Source organism: Microbulbifer regidiadema (SeqCode), assembly GCF_052467605.1.
Genome location: NZ_CP174317.1, coordinates 37580 through 54706, shown reverse-complemented (window position 1 = coordinate 54706; position 17127 = coordinate 37580). Strand labels below are relative to the sequence as shown.

The following is a 17127-nucleotide window of genomic DNA, read 5'->3' as shown; positions in this document are numbered from 1 at the left end:
AGTGTGCGCGGAGGCTTTTATTGAGTGAAATAAGGAAAAGAAATGGCTGCCAAAAAAGGTGGCGTTCCCGGGCGCAAGGTTGTTGCGGATAACCGGAAGGCCCGTTTTAACTACGAAATTGAAGATGTGTTTGAGGCTGGCATTGAGCTGAAGGGGACTGAAGTTAAGTCTCTTCGCCAAGGCAAAAGCAACATCGCCGAAAGCTATGCCGCTGAATATCAGGGTGAGATGATGGTCTACAACATCTACATCCCTGAATACACGCAGGGCAACCGGTTTAACCACGAGCCTCGCCGTCCACGTAAACTGCTGATGCATCGCCGGGAACTGAACAAGCTGTTTGCTGCTGTTCAGAAGGAAGGCAAGACCATTGTGCCATTGAAGATCTACTTCAATGAAGATGGACGGGCGAAAATGGAAGTTGCGCTGGCTCGGGGTAAAAAAGCCCACGATAAACGCCAGACTGAAAAGACGCGGGACTGGAACCGCGAAAAGCAACGTCTGCTGAAAAACGGCTAGAGCATCTCAAGTTTTGCTGGTGATGCTCCAGCTCCTTTCCTTACATCTGCTCAATTAAGACTGCTGCGAAAACTTGCCGGAAAGTTGCATTCCTTTTAAGAAGGGGCAACTGAACTTGGAGGTGGAGCGGATGTCTAGTGAACCGAAGTTGTTGTTGCCCGATCTCGCGCGGCAAATTGCGGAAGTTGCAACACTCGAAGGTGAGTTTGTACTTCGTTCCGGGCAGGTTTCTGATCGTTACTTCGATAAGTACAGCTTCGAAGGACTTCCCCACATATTACGACCACTCGCACAAGCCATGAGTGCGTTGCTTCCGGCTGAGACGGAAATCATCGCTGGCCTTGAGCTTGGCGGTGTCCCACTTGTTACTGCGTTGTCTCTGCAAACTGGTCTTCCTGCAGCGTTTGTTCGAAAAGAGCCTAAATCTTACGGTACATGCCGTGCGATCGAGGGTCAGGATTTGGCTGGGCGAAAGGTCGTCTTCATTGAAGATGTCATCTCAACTGGTGGGGCGGTTGCTGATGCATTGCAGTTAGCTAAGCAAGAGGGGGCAGATGTTCGGGCCGTTATTTGTGCTATCTGGCGCGGTGAAGGGGCTCCGGCAATCCAAGCTGCTCCTGAGCTGCCTGTTTATCCCGTTTTCACGCGGAGCGACCTCGAAGCTCCGTTTGATGATCAGGCAAGCGAAATGGAGCGTCAGTGAGATAGGTCAGGTGTGATTTTGCCCTTGCATGTGCGTGTGTTGCGGTCTGTTTCTGATTGCTCAAAGTGTAGGCCAGAGAACTCTGATTGTTCTGGAGTGTTTTAATGAAAGTTGTTGTTGCCTCTCAAAATCCGGTCAAGGTGAATGCGACGCTTGAGGCGTTCAGGGCTCAGTTCCCTGCAGATGAGATTGATCTGGTTTCGGCCAGTGTGCCATCTGGCGTTGCTGACCAGCCGATGAGTGATGAGGAGACGCGTCAGGGTGCTGTTCAGCGTGCGGAAAATGCGTTGGAAGCAGAGGCCGATGCGGACTTTGGTGTTGGGTTGGAAGGCGGCATCTGTGAGCTGCACGGCATTGCCTACACCTTTGCCTGGATGGTTGTGATCTCCCGCGAAGGGCAGGTCTCTGCAAGCCGCTCCATGCTGCTTCCGCTGCCAGATAAAGTGATGCAATTGGTGCGCTCTGGTGTAGAGCTGGGGCATGCGATTGATGAGATCTACGGCACGGAGAACATCAAGCAGAAGGCAGGAGCTGTTGGTCTTTTGACCGGCGGGCGTTTGACGCGCACTTCCACCTATGTCGATACGCTGTTTTGTGCGCTGCTGCCGTTCAGATCGCCTGCGTTTAAAGTCACTTAGCCAGCGTTGCTGAGACTATGATTCACCTGAAATGAAAAACAGAGCCATTTAGGCTCTGTTTTTGTAGGTGGTTGTGAAACTGCGAAGAGTTTGATTCCGAATTTCGCGTTAACCTGTTGAGTTTCCATCGAATTTGTTGGTTCGTGGGAAGCCGTTTGGTGGCAGGCGTCCGGCCTGGCCACGGTCTCCGCGCCAGTCCTGCATTTCTTCCAGGGTGCGCTTGAAGATGCGCCCAGAAGCATCTGTCCAGGTCAGGCCTTCTTCGGAATCGAAGGTCTTGATATCGGAAATGCCACCATCTCTGTAGCGCTGAAGGCGCACACCGCGACCGCGTGTCATGACTGCGATTTGTGCAAGCGGGAAGGTGAGGAGTTTTCTGTTGTGGCCGATGACCGCGACATAGTCTCCAATAGCCGGTACGCATAGTACAGCTTTTGCAGGAGCTGTTACGTTGAGGACCTGCTTCCCTTTGCGGGTGTTGGCAATCACGTCCTTTTCCTGAACGACAAAACCATAGGCTCCGTCGGTGGACATGAGGAGTTTGCGTTCTGGATCGTGTACAAAGGCACTGACGATTTCCTGCGTCTCGTCCATATCCAGCATCAGGCGGATTGGTTCACCGTGGCCATTTTTTTTTTTTTTTTTTTTTTTTTTGAAACCGTTTTTTGCCAGGGGGATATGTATTTCGTTCAGTTATGCAGCCAATATTAACCAACTAGACAGCGAGTCTTGGTGAGCCGCATTTATCGTGGCCGCGCTTTCGCGTTTCGTCGCTTCAGCTACATGCCAGTGCGTGTTCGGGGCGCCCAACGGACTGCGACGTGGGTGTATCGGCTTGGTGCTGAACGTGCGAAGCGTATGCTGCTAACAGGTGACAAGATTGATGGCCGAGAGGCTGAGCGCATCGGTCTCGGTTCACAAGGCAGTGCCAGCTGATCAGCTTGACGCAGAAGTCCAAAGACTGGCCGAGCGCATGGCAGGCATTCCAGTAAACCAGTTGATGATGCAAAAACTCATGATCAATCAAGCGATCGAGTCCATGGGGCTTTATCAGACACAAATGATTGCCACGCTGTTTGATGGTATTACTCGCCATAGCCCGGAAGGGATGAACTTCAAGAAGCGTGCAGAAAATGTCTCCTGGAAGCAGGCTGTTCGTGAGCGTGATCAAGGTACCTTTGATTGGACCGCAATACAGACCAATAACTGCTCCTTTATAATGTAAGTGACTATGGCCAACTTAAATCATCAGGAAGATGCAGAAGCTGAGGCACGGCAGAAGCGGGCTGAGCATTTGCGTGAAGCTCGCCGTTCTCTCATTATCAAAGCAGCCCGTGATGTGTTTTCGCAAGATGGACTTGATGGAGCTTCAATGCGCTCCATCGCCCGCGCTGCGGGTTGTACGACGGGAGCCATCTATCCTTACTTTCATGGCAAAGAAGAGCTCTATTGTGCCGTCCTGCAAGAAACGCTTGAACAGCTTCATCATGCGGTGACTGAAGCAATCGAGGGTGCTGCATCTCCGGCGCAGTCTGCCTCTGCCGGAGTACTTGCTTTCTTTGACTTTTATGACAGCCGCCCAGATGACCTCGCACTTGGCCTATATCTGTTCAACGGTCTCAAGCCGGTTGGTCTGGGCCGTGAGCTCGATGCCGTGCTCAATCGCCAGGTTGGTGCAACCGTTCGTGTGATTGAATGCAGTGCTGCTGCTGAGTTTGGTGATCGAGCAAAGGAATGGACTGCGGGCTCCATTGCTCAGTGTATGGGCTTGCTGGTTATGGGACATACAGGACGCCTGTCGCATTGGCAGTTTGAGGGGCGCTATTTGCTGGAGCAGTTTCTGCGTAAGTGATGATGTTAAGCTTTGGTATTTATGTTGCTTGGTTCAGTTGTGACCAGGCAATCTTTAACCCTTGTCCAGGGTTTGTGTAACCTTGTTTTCGCATTTATCGTGAAACGCTTTCGCGTTTTTCGTGCGCCGCTTCAACAGGCATTGATGTGAACAGCAATTGCTGTGAATGATGAGTTGACCATGACAAAAACACTAAAATGTATTTCGCCGGTAGATGGTTCTGTGTTTGCAGAACGTCCGGTGGCAAGCCAGAAAGAAGCAGAAGCCGTCATTGCCAGTGCCAAGAGGGCGCAGAAAGAGTGGGCAGCACGCCCACTCGAAGAGCGCATCAAGTTGGTGATGGCTGGCGTTGCTAAGATTGGTGAACAGAACGACGAAATCGTTCCGGAACTTGCAAAGATGATGGGCCGTCCGGTTCGTTATGGCGGCGAGTTCGGCGGCTTTAACGAGCGCGCCTCATACATGGCAAAGATCGCGGAAGAAAGCCTGAAGCCGATCATCGCGGAAGAGAGCGACAACTTCGAACGCCGCATCGAGAAGGAACCGCACGGCGTCATTCTTGTGATTGCACCATGGAACTATCCATACATGACCGCGATCAACACAGTGGCTCCAGCCCTGATCGCCGGTAACGCCGTGATCCTGAAGCACGCGACCCAAACCCTTCTGGTTGGCGAACGCATGGCAAATGCCTTTGCTGAGGCAGGTGTTCCAGCAGATGTGTTCCAGAACCTGTTCCTAGATCACGACACCACTTCTCACCTGATCGCAGGCCGCAATTTCGGCTTTGTGAACTTCACCGGGTCCGTCGGCGGTGGCCGCGCGATTGAGACAGCTGCTGCCGGTACTTTCACCGGTCTTGGCCTTGAGCTGGGTGGTAAAGATCCGGGCTATGTCATGGATGATGCGGATGTTGAGGCTGCGGCTGAAACTCTTATCGATGGCGCCATGTTCAACTCCGGCCAGTGCTGCTGTGGTATTGAGCGTATTTACGTGCACTCTTCCAAATACGATGCATTCGTGAAGAAGGCTGTCGAGATCGTTTCGGGCTACAAGCTTGGCAGTCCGCTGAACGAGGAAACAACCATCGGCCCGATGGCACATGTTCGCTTTGCGGATGTCGTGCGCAAGCAGGTTGCAGATGCGGTTGAGCAGGGCGCGAAGCCAATGATCGACGCTGGCCTCTTCCCTGAAGATGATGGTGGTGCATACCTCGCTCCGCAGATCCTCGTGGACGTAAACCACGACATGGAAGTGATGCGCGAAGAGAGCTTTGGCCCAGTGGTCGGCATCATGAAAGTGGAGAGCGACGAAGAAGCGATCCGCCTGATGAACGACAGCCATTACGGCCTGACAGCCTCTCTTTGGACCCAAGACCCTGCACGGGCAGCGAAAATTGGTGCGCAGATCGAGACAGGCACTGTCTTCATGAACCGCGCTGACTATCTGGATCCGGCACTGTGCTGGACCGGCTGCAAAGACACAGGTCGCGGTGGTGCACTCTCAGAGATCGGCTATCAGAACCTGACCCGTCCAAAATCCTACCACCTCAAAAAGGCATAAGAACAATGACGTTGACAGCAAACTGGAGCTACCCAACCGCAATCCGCTTTGGTGCCGGACGCATTAAGGAACTCGCCGAAGCTTGTGCAGCTGCAGGCATCAAAAAGCCTTTGCTTGTAACTGATAAGGGCCTTGCAAACCTGCCGGTTACTGCAAGCACTTTGGACGTGATGGAAGAGACTGGCCTTGGCCGCGCCATGTTCAGTGAAGTTGACCCAAACCCGACTGAAATCAACCTGGAAGCAGGCGTTGCAGCCTTCAAGGCTGGTGGTCATGATGGCGTCATCGCATTTGGTGGTGGCTCTGGTCTTGATCTGGGCAAGCTGATCGCATTCATGGCAGGTCAGACCCGTCCGGTCTGGGATTTTGAGGACATTGGCGACTGGTGGACCCGTGCGGATGCGGATGCGATCTATCCGAATATCGCAGTTCCAACAACAGCTGGTACCGGTTCTGAAGTTGGCCGTGCGAGCGTGATCACCAATTCTGAGAGCCACGTCAAGAAGATCATCTTCCATCCGAAGATCCTGCCAAGCGTTGTGATCTGTGATCCGGAGCTGACTGTTGGCATGCCGAAGATGATTACCGTTGGTACAGGCATCGATGCGTTTGTGCACTGTCTGGAAGCGTACAGCTCACCGTTCTACCATCCGATGTCTCAGGGTATCGCGCTGGAAGGCATGCGTCTTGTGAAAGAGAACCTGCCGAAAGTCGTTGAAAATCCTAATGATATCGAAGCACGCGGTCACATGATGAGTGCGGCGGCCATGGGCGCAGTGGCCTTCCAGAAAGGCCTTGGTGGCATTCACGCGCTGGCTCACCCGGTTGGTGCAGTTTACAACACCCACCATGGCCTGACCAACGCCGTGATCATGCCGACTGTGCTCAAGTTCAACCGTGGTGCAATTGAAGAGCGGATCGAGAAGCTGGCGGCTTATCTCGATATCGAGGGCGGTTTCGACGGCTTCTTTGATTTTGTTATGAAAATGCGGGCGGACATGGGCGTTCCGGAGACCTTGAGCGAGCTGGGCGTTGGCACCGATAAGATCGACGTGCTGGCGGAAGAAGCGATCAAGGATCCAAGTGCCGGTGGCAACCCTGTAGAGCTAACGCTGGAGGCCGCGAAAGCTCTGCTCATTGAGGCCATCGGAGAACAGGTATCCGCCTGATTTCCTGTTGAACTCCAAATGATTAGCCCCGCAGAGTTTCTCGCTCTGCGGGGCTTTTTATGCCTCAAAGGCTGCGTTTACTCCGGTAATTCGGTACAGCGCATCAGGTAGTCATAGGCGTCCGGGCTCAGCTCTGGGCCAAGAACTCGTTTCAAATCAGCATTGTAGTCGCCAAGCCATTTGATTTCAGCGCGGGTGAGATCAACCATGTTGAGCATCTGCGGCTCAATCGGGATGTAAGAGAGATTGCGGAACGCGAGGAAACCATCGTCTTCCTCAACGATCTCAAAGAGGTTCTCAATCCGGATACCGTATTGATCTGCAACGTAATATCCCGGTTCAATGGACATCACCATACCAGCGACCAGATCCACCGGATTGTAAGGCTTGCCGATACGCTGTGGTTGCTCGTGGACGGAGAGGAAGTGGCCGATGCCGTGACCGGTGCCATGGTCGTAGTCCAGACCCAACTCCCAAAGCGGGCGGCGGGCGAAACCATCGATGTGATGGCCTTGTGTGCCTTTGGGAAACCGCAGGGATGCCAGCGCAACAAAGCCTTTGAAAACAGCGGTGTAGGCGCGTTTGAACTCCTCAGAAGTCTCAGTAAACGCAAAGGTACGCGTCGCGTCGGTGGTGCCATCCTGATACTGACCGCCGGAATCCAACAGATAAGTGTTCTCTGGCAGGATTGCTGTGTTGGACGCTTCCGTGGCTGCGTAATGGCACATGGCGGCGTTGCCAGCGGCGGCAGAAATGCTTCTAAAGCTCGGATATACAAAGTCTTTCTGGCGTTGGCGCTCCATCAGGATGCGCTCTTCCGCTTCCAGCTCATGCACCGGATCGCCCGCTTCAGCACGCTGTGGGACTTCCCGTTTCAGCCAGGCGGAGAACTCAGTCCACGCGATACCATCTCTTATATGGCAATCACGCAAGCCTTTGAGCTCACTCTCATTTTTCTTCGCCTTGGTGAGAGTAACTGCTCCCGGTTTCATCAGCGGAACACCGCCAGCAGCCTGAACGGCGAGGCGGGTGGCGACAGGGGAGAACATCGGATCGATGAGAACCTGCGTTCCTTTATCCGTCATTTTCTCCAGCGAACTGATGAAGCTGGACGGGTCTGCCGTTTCAACATTCTCCAGCTCATACTCGCTCAAGTCGTTGGAAAGCTTGCGGGAATCCACGAACCAATTGGCGGAACCATCGTCCTTCAGCAGCAGGAAGGAATGCGGGATTGGGTTGAACTCAACATCATCACCGCGCACGTTTAAAAGCCAGGCGATGTTGTCTGGTTGGGTTTCCACCAGCACTTTTGCACCAGTCTCTTTCAGCTTACCGGCAATCTCAGCCCGCTTCTCCAAGCTGGTTTTGCCTGCGTTTTCAAGGGAATACGGTGTGATTGGCGAGAGTGGTTTTTCCGGTTGATCAGCCCAGACTGCATCAATGATGTTGCTGTTGGTGGCGACCAGTGCTGCGCCTGCGTCTTCTGCTCCGCCCGCAAAACGATCCCACCAGGCGGAGGGGATAAGCATCGGGTCAACGCCGATTTGCTGACCGGCCTTCATATTGGCGGAAATCCAGTTTTCCAGTGGTTCATCAAAGATATGCTGGTAGGAGAACAGATCACTGCTGCATTGGTTGCGCACCTGCACGGTGTAGCGACCATCAACAAACATAACCGCTTGATCTGCCGTAATAATTGCGAGGCCAGCAGAGCCGGTGAAGCCGGTTGCCCATGCCAATCGCTCATCATGCGGGGCGCAGTATTCCCCCTGATGCTCATCAAACCGGGGGATGATAACTCCGTCCAGCCCCTTGTTCTTCAACTCGGTGCGGATGAGGTTCAAGCGGTCTGTGGTTGTCTCAAACTTCTGATTTTCCAACATTTTCTGCTCGGCTATTTGATGGGGTTTGTCGCTGATAAAAGAGCTTCGGCATGATGACAAGCCACTCTACCCAGCTCGTCCATTGCCCTCAATCTGGGAATTTCACTCTGGCACCGACCTGATGCATGGGGACATCTGGCATGGAACGCGCAGCCCTTGGGTACATTGAGCGGGCTGGGCAGTTCGCCGGAGATTGACGGGCGAGTATGGCGTTTGTCGGGATCAAGAGAAGGGGCTGCTGCCAGAAGAGCCTTGGAGTAGGGGTGTCTTGGGGCGTTGAAGAGCTGTTCGGAGTCTCCGATCTCAACAATTGATCCCAGATAAATCACCGCAACTCTGTGGGATACATGGCGCACAAGTCTGAGGTCATGGGCCACGAACAGGATCGTCAGGCCCAGCTTTTCCTGCAGCTCCAGCAGCAGGTTCACCACCTGCGCCTGCACGGAAACATCCAGCGCTGACACCAGCTCATCTGCCACAAGCACCTCCGGCTCCACCGACAAAGCGCGTGCAATGGCAATGCGTTGGCGTTGTCCTCCTGAAAACTCGTGGGGGAGCTTATCCGCAGCATCTTGCGGCAGGCGGACCAGATCCAGCAGCTCAGCAATGCGGGTTTCAATCTGCTCAGGTGGGCGCATATTATGAACGCGTAGAGCCTCGCTCAGCACTTGCCGCACTGTCATGCGGGGATTGAGGGAGGAGTAAGGGTCCTGAAACATCATCTGGACCTTGCGGTTATACTCCCGTAATGCACCGGCATCTTTGGCAGCAACCTCTTGCCCATCATAGCGAATGGTGCCTTTGTCCGCCTCATAAAGACGGGCCAGACAACGCGCTAAAGTGGACTTTCCGCAGCCAGATTCACCAACAATGCCAAGGGTTTCACCCCGTTTCACCTCTAGGCTTACCCCATTGAGGGCTTTGACGATGCGTTTTTCTTTGCGTTGAATTGCGTCGAAGAGGGTTCTTTTGAGCGGAAAGTGTAAATGCAGGCCCTCAACTTCCAGAACCGGAGCTTCATAGGTCATGCCAGCACCTCCTCACGAATGTCTGCCGTGAAATGACAGGCCGACGAAATTCCATCCCCCAGAACCGCCAGTGGTGGTTTGGTACCAAGACACACATCCTCCGCTTTCAGACAGCGCGGTGCGAAGGCGCATCCTTTGGGCAGGGCATCCAGTGCCGGTGGTGTGCCGGGCACAGAGTACAATGGTGTGCGGGGTGGAATGTTTTCCGGTACCGATTTCAGCAAGCCGAGTGTGTAAGGGTGCTGAGGTCGTTTCAGCACATCGCGAACAGAGCCCGTTTCTACCAATCGACCAGCGTACATCACTGCCACGCGATCACAGGTTTGTGCGACCACGCCCAGGTCATGTGTCACCAGCACAATCGCCATGTTGAGGTTCTTGGCCAGTGACAGCAGCAGCTGCAGGATCTGATCCTGAATGGTCACGTCCAGAGCTGTGGTCGGTTCATCTGCCAGCAACAGTTCCGGATTGGACGCCAGCGCGATGGCTATCATCACCCGCTGACGCATGCCGCCGGAGAACTGGTGCGGAAAATCCTTAAGCCGGGACGCCGCGCTTGGAATGCCGACCATGTCCAGCAGCTCAATGGCGCGGGCTGTGCGGGCGCGGCGGTCCAGATCTGTGTGAGCCTTCAGGTTCTCCTCAATCTGCAAGCCAACGGTGAGCAGCGGGTTGAGAGACGTCATGGGCTCCTGAAAGATCATGGAGATCTGGCTGCCACGCACAGATTGCAGCTGTTTGTCCGTGCGGGCCAGCAGGTCTTCCCCCTTCCAGTAAACACTGCCCTCGACCGTGCCGTAATCACGGGCAAGGCCGATGATGGAACGCAGGGTGATGGACTTACCGGAGCCACTTTCTCCCACCAGACCAAGCACTTCACCAGCGCGCACATCAAAGGAGATGCCATCAACAGCACGCAGAACGCGGCCCTTACTGTGAAAGGTGGTGGTGAGATCACGAACCTGGAGCAGGCTCTCGTTTTGGTTGGTCATCACGATGCCCCCCGTGGTCTGAGAACATCGGCAAGGCTGTCTCCCACCAGGGAGAACCCGAGCCCTGTCAAAACAATCGCAATGCCCGGCATCAAGCTCATCCACCATGCGGTGGTGATGAAGTTGCGGCCTTCTGCGATCAGTACGCCCCATTCCGCCTGTGGTGGCTGTGCACCAAGGCCGAGGTAACCAAGAGAGGACCCAAGCAGGATGGCGAGCGCCATATCGGTCATCCAATAGGTGATCAGCGGTGTGGTGGCGTTGGGCAGCAGATGGCGGAAGATGATGCGGGTGGAGGAGTAGCCCATCACCTTTCCGGCGGAAGCGTAGTCACTGGTCATCTGCGTCATGATTTCAGCACGGGTGAGGCGGGCATAATAGACCCACTGCACCAGCGTCACCGCCACGTACATGTTGGTCAGTCCCGGTCCTAGAACCGCTACAACTGCAATGACCAGCACCAGAAACGGGAAAGTGATGGTCACATCGACCAGTCGGCCAAACAGCACATCGGCAATGCCGCCGTGATAAGCGACCAGTGATCCGACAATCACGCCGATCACCATGGCAAAGAAGGTGGCGAAGAACGCGATCTGCATATCCACCTGATAGGCCCAGATGACACGAGAAAGCGTGTCGCGGCCCAGATTGTCAGTGCCAAACGGATGTGCCCAGCTTGGTGGTTGCTGAATGGCCATGAAGTCAAAGGCATTAGGATCATACGGTGCAAACGCCCATGGGAACACAGCAAGCAGGATAGAAGACGACAGAATGAAGAAGCCGAGCAGGAAGCCGGGGCGCAGCAGGGCTTTCACCCTCGGGTGGAGCTTCTTCTTCTGCGGTGTGGTGGCTTGAAGGGTATCGAGCTGGGTCATGACAGGCGCAACCTCGGATCAAGCCATGCCTGCACCATATCGGTGAACAGGAACACGAGAGAAACCATAACGGCGAAAGTGAGCGTAAGGCCCTGAATCAGCGGGTAATCGCGGGCAAAGATCGCCTCCAGCATCAACCGGCCAAGACCGGGCACCGCAAAGACGGTTTCCGTCACCAGCGTCCCACTCATCAGGTTGCCGATGGAAAGGCCCAGCAGGGTGACGGTGGAAATGAGCGCGTTGCGCAGAACATGTCGGCCCAGAATGACACTGCGGGACAGGCCCTTGGAGCGGGCAAACTGCACGTACTCCGCATCCAGCACCTCAATCACCGCAGAGCGCAAGTTCCGCATGATGATGGCGGAGGTGTAAAGGGCGACCGTCAGTGCGGGCAGCATCAGGTGGTGCAAGTGCTGCAGGAAGGTTGTGCCGTAACCACCAACCGGAAACAGGCGCAGAGACGCGGCCAGGAAAGTGAGCAACAGCAAGCCAATGTAAAACACAGGCGTTGAAAGGCCCACCTGAAAGCCGCTGCGAATGGCAATGTCGAGCATGCCATTTTTGTTGAGTGCAGCGACAAAGGCCAGCGGACCAGCAATAAGAATAGAAAGGCAAACCGCATAGATAGTGAGGAATGCGGTGACAGGAATGCGCTCCAGAATAACTTCCAGAACAGGGGCTTTGAGGAGAATGGACGTGCCCATATCTCCGGTCAAAGTGTTCTTTACAAAATAGAGGAACTGCATGGGCAGCGGTTCGTTTAACCCGAGTTTTTGGCGGATGAGTTCCAGCTGAGCTTCGGTGGCTTTGGCATCGGCCATGGCAATGGCCGGATCCCCTGGCAACATACGCACCAGCAGAAAGATAACGACCATCACAAGAAGAAAGGTCGGAATGATCTGCAACAGGCGTGACACCAGATAGGAAAGTGACGACATTCCTGATCCCTAGTAGAGGCTTAACAGTGAGAGCCGAAGCGCCGGAGTAACGGGATTGACGCTTCGGCTTTCCGGATTGCATGGGGCAGGTGGTCTGGTCCTGCCGTGTTTGAACAGACCAGCCCGCCCGGTTCAATTTGCACCCGGCCAACCTGTTGACGCAGGCCGGGTGCACCCAGAGGAGGAGTTATTTTGCAATCCACGCCGAGGAGAACTCATTGTTCCCCAACGGTGTCTGGAGATAGCCGTTCACGTTGGCAGACAGTGCAACAGCAAATGGCGTTTCATAGAGGAACAGTAGCGGAGCCGCATCGCGGTAGATTTCCTGCATGCGCTTGTATTGCTCGCTGCGTTTTTCCGGGTCGATCTCGGTGTTGGAGGCTTCGAACAGGGAGTTGAACTCCGCATTGTTCCAACCAGTACCAACAGCCTTGCGGGTTGGATAATAGCCAAGCCAGCCAGCAACCTGTGCCGGATCGTTCACGTCGTTCACCCAGCCGTAGGTGTGAACATCAAACTCGCCGGAGCGGTTCTTTGCGCCGCGGGTTGGGTTATCAACCTGCTCCACTTTCACGTTCACGCCAATGGCGCCCCACATCTGCTGAATGGCCGCAAACAGAGTTGCATCATCAGAAGATCCAGCGAGTGTAGTCAGAGTGATTTCTGCCCCTTCCAGACCAGAGGATTTTGCCAGTTCTTTCGCCTTGGCAGGGTCGTATGGGTAAAGCGGGCCACCATCATGTGCCAGCTGGGTTGTCGATGCCATCAACGGGGATGTCATGGACTTGCCGGTGCCATGGGTGATCAGCTGAACCAGTGCGCCCTTGTTGGTTGCATAGTTCAGCGCCTGACGCGCTTCTTTGGTGGCCATTGGGTTTGGCGAGCCATCGGCGCGGGTTTCGCGAGCGTTGATTGGCGCGTAGATGATGCGGGTGGATGGGAACAGCTCCATGTTGATCGCAGGATCTGCTTCCAGCTCTGCCACGCGAGAGAATGGCACGAACTCAGCACCGTTCACTTCACCCGCCTGCAGTTTCAGGATACGGGTCGCATCATCCGGGATCACCACAAAGCTCACTTCATCCAGATATGGCAGCGGCTTACCATCTTCACCCTGACGCCAGTAATGCGGGTTGGCGGAAAAGGTCATGGTGCTGCCCCGGGTGCGATCCTTCAGCGTGAATGGGCCGGAAACAGGGGTACCCGGCGCGAACAGAGCAGTTGCCTTTTCCTGATCATTGGCACCTGGAGCAGCTTCAAACGCAGCCTTGGACACGATCGCAGTGTTGAACGTTGCCAGAATGGAGATGATGGTTGGGTCTGGGTTCTTCATGGAAAGCGTGACACCATTCTTGGTCTCAGTGATGCTTTCAACAGATCCCAGCAGGCCGGACCATGGGCCAAAATCCGGATTAACGGCGCGTTCCAGTGAGAACTTCACGTCTGCCGCAGTAATCGGGGAACCATCGGAAAACTTGATGCCGTCGCGCAGGGTGATGGAGATGGTTTTACCATCTGCAGAAACCTCATAACCGGACGCCAGACCCGGAACAATGGTTTTACCATCTGCCTTGGTGCGCAGAAGAGTGTCATAGAGGTTTGTGACCATCCAGATATCTGGGTTACGGTCGGCATACACCGGATCAACCAGATTGGAATCATCATAGCGGGCGAAGGTGAGCGTGCCGCCACGTTCTACGGCCTGAGCCGAATTGATGGCGAGCATCGACACGCCTGCAAGCGCGGCAATCAATAAAGTCTTCATGATAGTCCCCTCAATTGATACACGCCGGGCCTGCTTATTGTTTTATGATGCATGGTGGCGTGCAGGTGGTGGCCTCTCCCAATAATTCCATTAGCCACCGGTGATATATCAGTATTATCTCTGATATATCTCTGTTTGCAAGAGGCAAAACTCATTAAAGAAAAATTTTCATGACAACAAATCTATGCAGAGAGATAGTTTAGAAGTGAAATATTGCTGAAATTACAGTTTCACTGAGAGAAACTTGCGCTGAATATTGCAGTAATTCTTGGAGAGGCTTCCGAAATTCTCGGAGCCAAACAATTGATTTATTCTGGAATGAGCGCCCTGAAACGCAAAAAAGCGGTGCAGGAATAATTTTCCAACACCGCGTGAAAAATGAACGCCATTCATTAAACAGAGGGAGAATTTCCCTCAGGCATCCTGTTTAGGCTCGGCTTTCTGAAAGGCTTCCAGCTGGTCAGCTTCCTTGACGATGGCGTTGATGCGCGTCAGGTGAGAGCGGTCCACGCCCCAGCGATCCGCATTATAGACCTGCGGGATGAGGCAGATATCGGCCAGCCCCACCTGATCCCCATGACAGAACTTGCCGCTCTGCCCATCGGCCAGCAGCTCTTCAAAGGCATTGAGGCCCTTGGCGATGAACTCACGCATCCAGTTGACTTTGACCTGATCGTCTCCGCCAGACAGTTCCACGATGCGCTGAACCACGCCCAGATTACAGACCGGGTGGATGTCCATGGCGATGGCATGGGCAAGCGTGCGCACGCGGGCCCGTTCGCGGGCGGTGGCAGGCATCAGGGCAGGGGATGGGTGCAGCTCATCCAGATACTCGATGATGGCGAGAGACTGAGTCATCATATCGCCATCCAGATCCAGTGACGGCACAAAGCCTTGCGGGTTGCGCTTGAGGTTGTCCGTGTCCTTCTGCTCACCCTTGAGCAGATTGACGGTCACCATGTCATAGCTGAGGCCTTTCAGGTTCAGCGCAATACGCACCCGATAGCTCGCAGAAGAGCGCCAGTAATCATATAAAGTAATATTGCTCATCGTATTGGCGCCCCCTCCCAGAGCTCAATTCTCTATCTTGCGCGAAACCCTTTGCGAGAACGGTCTCTCACGTTTCAAAGGTTCTGCTTCAGGACCCGTTGGCTGCCTCGGCGCTCATATCCCCAATGAGCGCTTCTGCGTTTTTCTGCACCTTTTCCATCAAGGTCAGAAGAACCGCCTGTTCTTCTGCGGAAAGGTTCTCAGTCAACGCAGCTTCCACATCTCGGACCAACGGAATGACATCATTGAAAACGGCCAGACCTTTTTCGGTCAGACGCAGTACGGACTTGCGGCGATCCTCTCCGTCAATATCGCGGCGCAGGAATTCCTTCTTACGAAGAGCCTGAACGGCACGGCTGACATTCACCTTGTCCATACTGGAGCGCTCAACAATCTCTGAAGCAGACAGCGCCTGATTGCGACCCAGGATCGCCATGGTGCGCCACTCAGATACGCTGAGGCCATACCGTTCCCGATAAACACTTGAGACAGCAGTACTAACGGCTGTGCCAAAAACACGAACCTTGTAGGGAAAGAACGACCCAAGCTGGAAGTCTTCCTTATCCATCGTGTTATTCGCAGTCACCATCATCACGTCTCGTTGGTTTAAAATGAAACTATTGCACATAGATACTTGCACAAATATCCTGATAGTATCAATTGCAACTATATGTCAAGACCATCAAACGGCTCACTGATATATATCCCAAAGTAGAATAATCAGCTATTTTTAGCCATTTTGCAGCATTTTAGCCCGCTTTCTTACGCTTAGGGAATTTGTTTTGGCGGAAAATGTTATTGACAAAGTTACAAGTGAAACTATTCTGAGATTAGATAAATTACAGATTGCCTGAGTTTGGGAGGACTTTGCTGCGATCTTCAATTGCCAAGGATGTGTTATGACGAGTTGGATCGAGAGTGCGAATGCAGCGCACTGCCATTTCCCAATCCAGAATCTTCCCTACGGTGTGTTTGCCAAAAACGGTGAAGAGCCACGGTGTGGTGTTGCGATCGGGGACATGGTTGTTGACATGGCTGTGCTGGAATCCGCCGGTCTTCTCAATGCAGGCGGTTCTGCCACCGTCTTCGATAAGCCAGCCCTCAACGACTTCATGGGTCTCGGCAAAGCGTCCTGGGACAGCGTGCGCGATCAGCTGACTGCTCTGCTTTCCAAAGATGGCAATAATGCTCTTTCCGGCAACGATATTCTGAAGGCAAAAGCGCTGGTGCCAATGAGTGCGGCACAGATGTACCTGCCTTTCGCGGTTTCTGAATACACCGACTTTTACGCTGGCAAGCAGCATGCCATGAATATTGGCACCATCCTGCGCGGCGCTGAGAATGCACTACCACCAAACTGGTTGCATATCCCAATCGGATACAATGGCCGCGCCTCAACGGTCGTTGTATCCGGTACAGATATTAAGCGCCCACTGGGCCAGACCAAAGCCCCAACCGCTCAGGTGCCATCCTTCAAGGCTTGTGCACGTCTCGACATTGAGCTGGAAATGGGCGCTGTTGTTGGAACACCAAGCACCATGGGTCAGCCGATCACCGTGCAGGAAGCCGACGACATGATCTTCGGTTACGTTCTGCTCAACGACTGGTCCGCCCGTGACATTCAGGGCTGGGAATATCAGCCGCTTGGTCCGTTTCAGGCAAAAGCATTCGCGACCTCCATCAGCCCGTGGGTTGTGACGAAGGCTGCGCTGGAGTCCTTCCGCACCAGCACACCGGAGCGTGAAAAGGAACTTCTGCCTTACCTCAATGAGCCGGGTCCGATGATCTATGACATTGAGTTGCAGGCGTACGTGTGTGTGTGTGCGCGTTCTTCGTTCGTTTTTTTTTTGTCCTCTCTCTTCGTTCGGTTTTCAAGCCGGTATTTAACCTCGATTCCGTTTGTAGTCGTCTGTGTTTTCGCATTTATCGTGAAACGCTTTCGCGTTTTTCGTGCGCCGCTGACCCCGCCTGCCGCATCGACATCGCCGTGTGGATTCGATGCTCGGCAACAGCTTTGTCAATGCCGAGCAGGATATCCATATCGATATCTACGTGGCCGGAAAGCCCGAAGAGATCGACGAAAAGATGCTGAAAATCGATGGCGAGATCCACGCTGCGCTCATGGCGGATTACGCCCTGGGGCTGGGTTTCG

General features: G+C 54.0%; 14 protein-coding genes and 3 pseudogenes. 8 read left to right on the top strand and 9 right to left on the bottom strand.

Going from position 1 to position 17127, the window contains the following annotated elements; genetic code table 11:
• The first annotated feature begins 42 nt into the window (after window positions 1-42).
• From smpB to yjjX, 3 genes are all read left to right on the top strand, one after another.
• Window positions 43-519: an SsrA-binding protein SmpB gene (smpB, locus tag ACJJIF_RS22090; protein WP_008547141.1), complete on the top strand. Its 477-nt coding sequence runs from the start codon at window positions 43-45 to the stop codon at window positions 517-519.
• Window positions 520-649: 130 nt separating this feature from the next.
• Window positions 650-1222, top strand: coding sequence for an orotate phosphoribosyltransferase (pyrE, locus tag ACJJIF_RS22085; RefSeq protein ID WP_444932409.1), 573 nt, complete (start codon window positions 650-652; stop codon window positions 1220-1222).
• A 104-nt stretch (window positions 1223-1326) separates the two neighbouring features.
• Window positions 1327-1860: an inosine/xanthosine triphosphatase gene (gene yjjX, locus ACJJIF_RS22080; RefSeq protein WP_444932408.1), complete on the top strand. Its 534-nt coding sequence runs from the start codon at window positions 1327-1329 to the stop codon at window positions 1858-1860.
• A 108-nt stretch (window positions 1861-1968) separates the two neighbouring features.
• Here the strand turns inward: yjjX and ACJJIF_RS22075 are convergent.
• Window positions 1969-2487, bottom strand: a pseudogene (locus ACJJIF_RS22075) (DNA gyrase C-terminal beta-propeller domain-containing protein); the annotation flags it as partial.
• Window positions 2488-2637: 150 nt separating this feature from the next.
• On the opposite strand from ACJJIF_RS22075, the pseudogene ACJJIF_RS22070 reads away from it, so the two are divergent.
• The 4 genes and pseudogenes from ACJJIF_RS22070 to ACJJIF_RS22055 all read left to right on the top strand — a co-directional run.
• Window positions 2638-3085 (top strand): annotated as a pseudogene (locus ACJJIF_RS22070) (enoyl-CoA hydratase-related protein); the annotation flags it as partial.
• Between the two features lie 6 nt (window positions 3086-3091).
• On the top strand, window positions 3092-3712 hold the full coding sequence (locus ACJJIF_RS22065) for a TetR/AcrR family transcriptional regulator (RefSeq protein WP_444932407.1): 621 nt from the start codon (window positions 3092-3094) through the stop codon (window positions 3710-3712).
• A 180-nt stretch (window positions 3713-3892) separates the two neighbouring features.
• Window positions 3893-5275 (top strand): aldehyde dehydrogenase family protein, encoded by a 1383-nt coding sequence (locus ACJJIF_RS22060; RefSeq protein ID WP_444932447.1) that lies wholly within the window; start codon window positions 3893-3895, stop codon window positions 5273-5275.
• A gap of 5 nt (window positions 5276-5280) precedes the next feature.
• Complete coding sequence (locus ACJJIF_RS22055) at window positions 5281-6444, top strand: iron-containing alcohol dehydrogenase (RefSeq protein ID WP_444932406.1); 1164 nt, start codon at window positions 5281-5283, stop codon at window positions 6442-6444.
• 77 nt (window positions 6445-6521) lie between these two features.
• Here ACJJIF_RS22055 and ACJJIF_RS22050 read toward each other — a convergent pair whose 3' ends face one another.
• The 8 genes from ACJJIF_RS22050 to ACJJIF_RS22015 form a co-directional block, all read right to left on the bottom strand.
• Window positions 6522-8327, bottom strand: coding sequence for an aminopeptidase P family protein (locus ACJJIF_RS22050; protein WP_444932405.1), 1806 nt, complete (start codon window positions 8325-8327; stop codon window positions 6522-6524).
• An 11-nt stretch (window positions 8328-8338) separates the two neighbouring features.
• Window positions 8339-9355: an ABC transporter ATP-binding protein gene (locus ACJJIF_RS22045; RefSeq protein WP_014290450.1), complete on the bottom strand. Its 1017-nt coding sequence runs from the start codon at window positions 9353-9355 to the stop codon at window positions 8339-8341.
• A complete protein-coding gene (locus tag ACJJIF_RS22040) occupies window positions 9352-10347 on the bottom strand; it encodes an ABC transporter ATP-binding protein (protein ID WP_444932404.1) in 996 nt (331 codons plus the stop codon). The genes ACJJIF_RS22045 and ACJJIF_RS22040 overlap by 4 nt, the downstream gene beginning before the upstream one ends.
• The gene (locus ACJJIF_RS22035) at window positions 10347-11222 is read right to left on the bottom strand and encodes an ABC transporter permease (RefSeq protein WP_444932403.1); all 876 of its coding nucleotides are present in this window, start codon (window positions 11220-11222) and stop codon (window positions 10347-10349) included. The genes ACJJIF_RS22040 and ACJJIF_RS22035 overlap by 1 nt, the downstream gene beginning before the upstream one ends.
• Window positions 11219-12160 carry an ABC transporter permease gene (locus tag ACJJIF_RS22030; protein WP_008550998.1) on the bottom strand — a complete coding sequence of 314 codons (942 nt, stop codon included), beginning with the start codon at window positions 12158-12160 and terminating at the stop codon, window positions 11219-11221. The genes ACJJIF_RS22035 and ACJJIF_RS22030 overlap by 4 nt, the downstream gene beginning before the upstream one ends.
• Window positions 12161-12347: 187 nt before the next feature.
• The gene (locus ACJJIF_RS22025) at window positions 12348-13925 is read right to left on the bottom strand and encodes an ABC transporter substrate-binding protein (protein ID WP_014290454.1); all 1578 of its coding nucleotides are present in this window, start codon (window positions 13923-13925) and stop codon (window positions 12348-12350) included.
• A 414-nt stretch (window positions 13926-14339) separates the two neighbouring features.
• Complete coding sequence (gene maiA / locus ACJJIF_RS22020; protein WP_444932402.1) at window positions 14340-14975, bottom strand: maleylacetoacetate isomerase; 636 nt, start codon at window positions 14973-14975, stop codon at window positions 14340-14342.
• An 88-nt stretch (window positions 14976-15063) separates the two neighbouring features.
• Window positions 15064-15543 carry a MarR family winged helix-turn-helix transcriptional regulator gene (locus tag ACJJIF_RS22015; RefSeq protein WP_037037584.1) on the bottom strand — a complete coding sequence of 160 codons (480 nt, stop codon included), beginning with the start codon at window positions 15541-15543 and terminating at the stop codon, window positions 15064-15066.
• A gap of 331 nt (window positions 15544-15874) precedes the next feature.
• On the opposite strand from ACJJIF_RS22015, the pseudogene fahA reads away from it, so the two are divergent.
• A pseudogene (fahA, locus tag ACJJIF_RS22010) lies at window positions 15875-16789 on the top strand (fumarylacetoacetase); the annotation flags it as partial.
• Window positions 16790-17127 lie beyond the last annotated feature (338 nt).

Bases quoted from the DNA above. Each gene is read 5' to 3' on its own strand.
- smpB (WP_008547141.1), top strand. From the start codon at position 43: ATGGCTGCCAAAAAAGGTGGCGTTCCCGGGCGCAAGGTTGTTGCGGAT.
- pyrE (WP_444932409.1), top strand. From the start codon at position 650: ATGTCTAGTGAACCGAAGTTGTTGTTGCCCGATCTCGCGCGGCAAATT.
- ACJJIF_RS22040 (WP_444932404.1), bottom strand. From the start codon at position 10,347: ATGACCAACCAAAACGAGAGCCTGCTCCAGGTTCGTGATCTCACCACC.
- ACJJIF_RS22030 (WP_008550998.1), bottom strand. From the start codon at position 12,160: ATGTCGTCACTTTCCTATCTGGTGTCACGCCTGTTGCAGATCATTCCG.
- ACJJIF_RS22035 (WP_444932403.1), bottom strand. From the start codon at position 11,222: ATGACCCAGCTCGATACCCTTCAAGCCACCACACCGCAGAAGAAGAAG.
- maiA (WP_444932402.1), bottom strand. From the start codon at position 14,975: ATGAGCAATATTACTTTATATGATTACTGGCGCTCTTCTGCGAGCTAT.
- ACJJIF_RS22025 (WP_014290454.1), bottom strand. From the start codon at position 13,925: ATGAAGACTTTATTGATTGCCGCGCTTGCAGGCGTGTCGATGCTCGCC.
- ACJJIF_RS22055 (WP_444932406.1), top strand. From the start codon at position 5,281: ATGACGTTGACAGCAAACTGGAGCTACCCAACCGCAATCCGCTTTGGT.
- ACJJIF_RS22060 (WP_444932447.1), top strand. From the start codon at position 3,893: ATGACAAAAACACTAAAATGTATTTCGCCGGTAGATGGTTCTGTGTTT.
- ACJJIF_RS22050 (WP_444932405.1), bottom strand. From the start codon at position 8,327: ATGTTGGAAAATCAGAAGTTTGAGACAACCACAGACCGCTTGAACCTC.
- ACJJIF_RS22015 (WP_037037584.1), bottom strand. From the start codon at position 15,543: ATGGATAAGGAAGACTTCCAGCTTGGGTCGTTCTTTCCCTACAAGGTT.
- ACJJIF_RS22045 (WP_014290450.1), bottom strand. From the start codon at position 9,355: ATGACCTATGAAGCTCCGGTTCTGGAAGTTGAGGGCCTGCATTTACAC.
- ACJJIF_RS22065 (WP_444932407.1), top strand. From the start codon at position 3,092: ATGGCCAACTTAAATCATCAGGAAGATGCAGAAGCTGAGGCACGGCAG.
- yjjX (WP_444932408.1), top strand. From the start codon at position 1,327: ATGAAAGTTGTTGTTGCCTCTCAAAATCCGGTCAAGGTGAATGCGACG.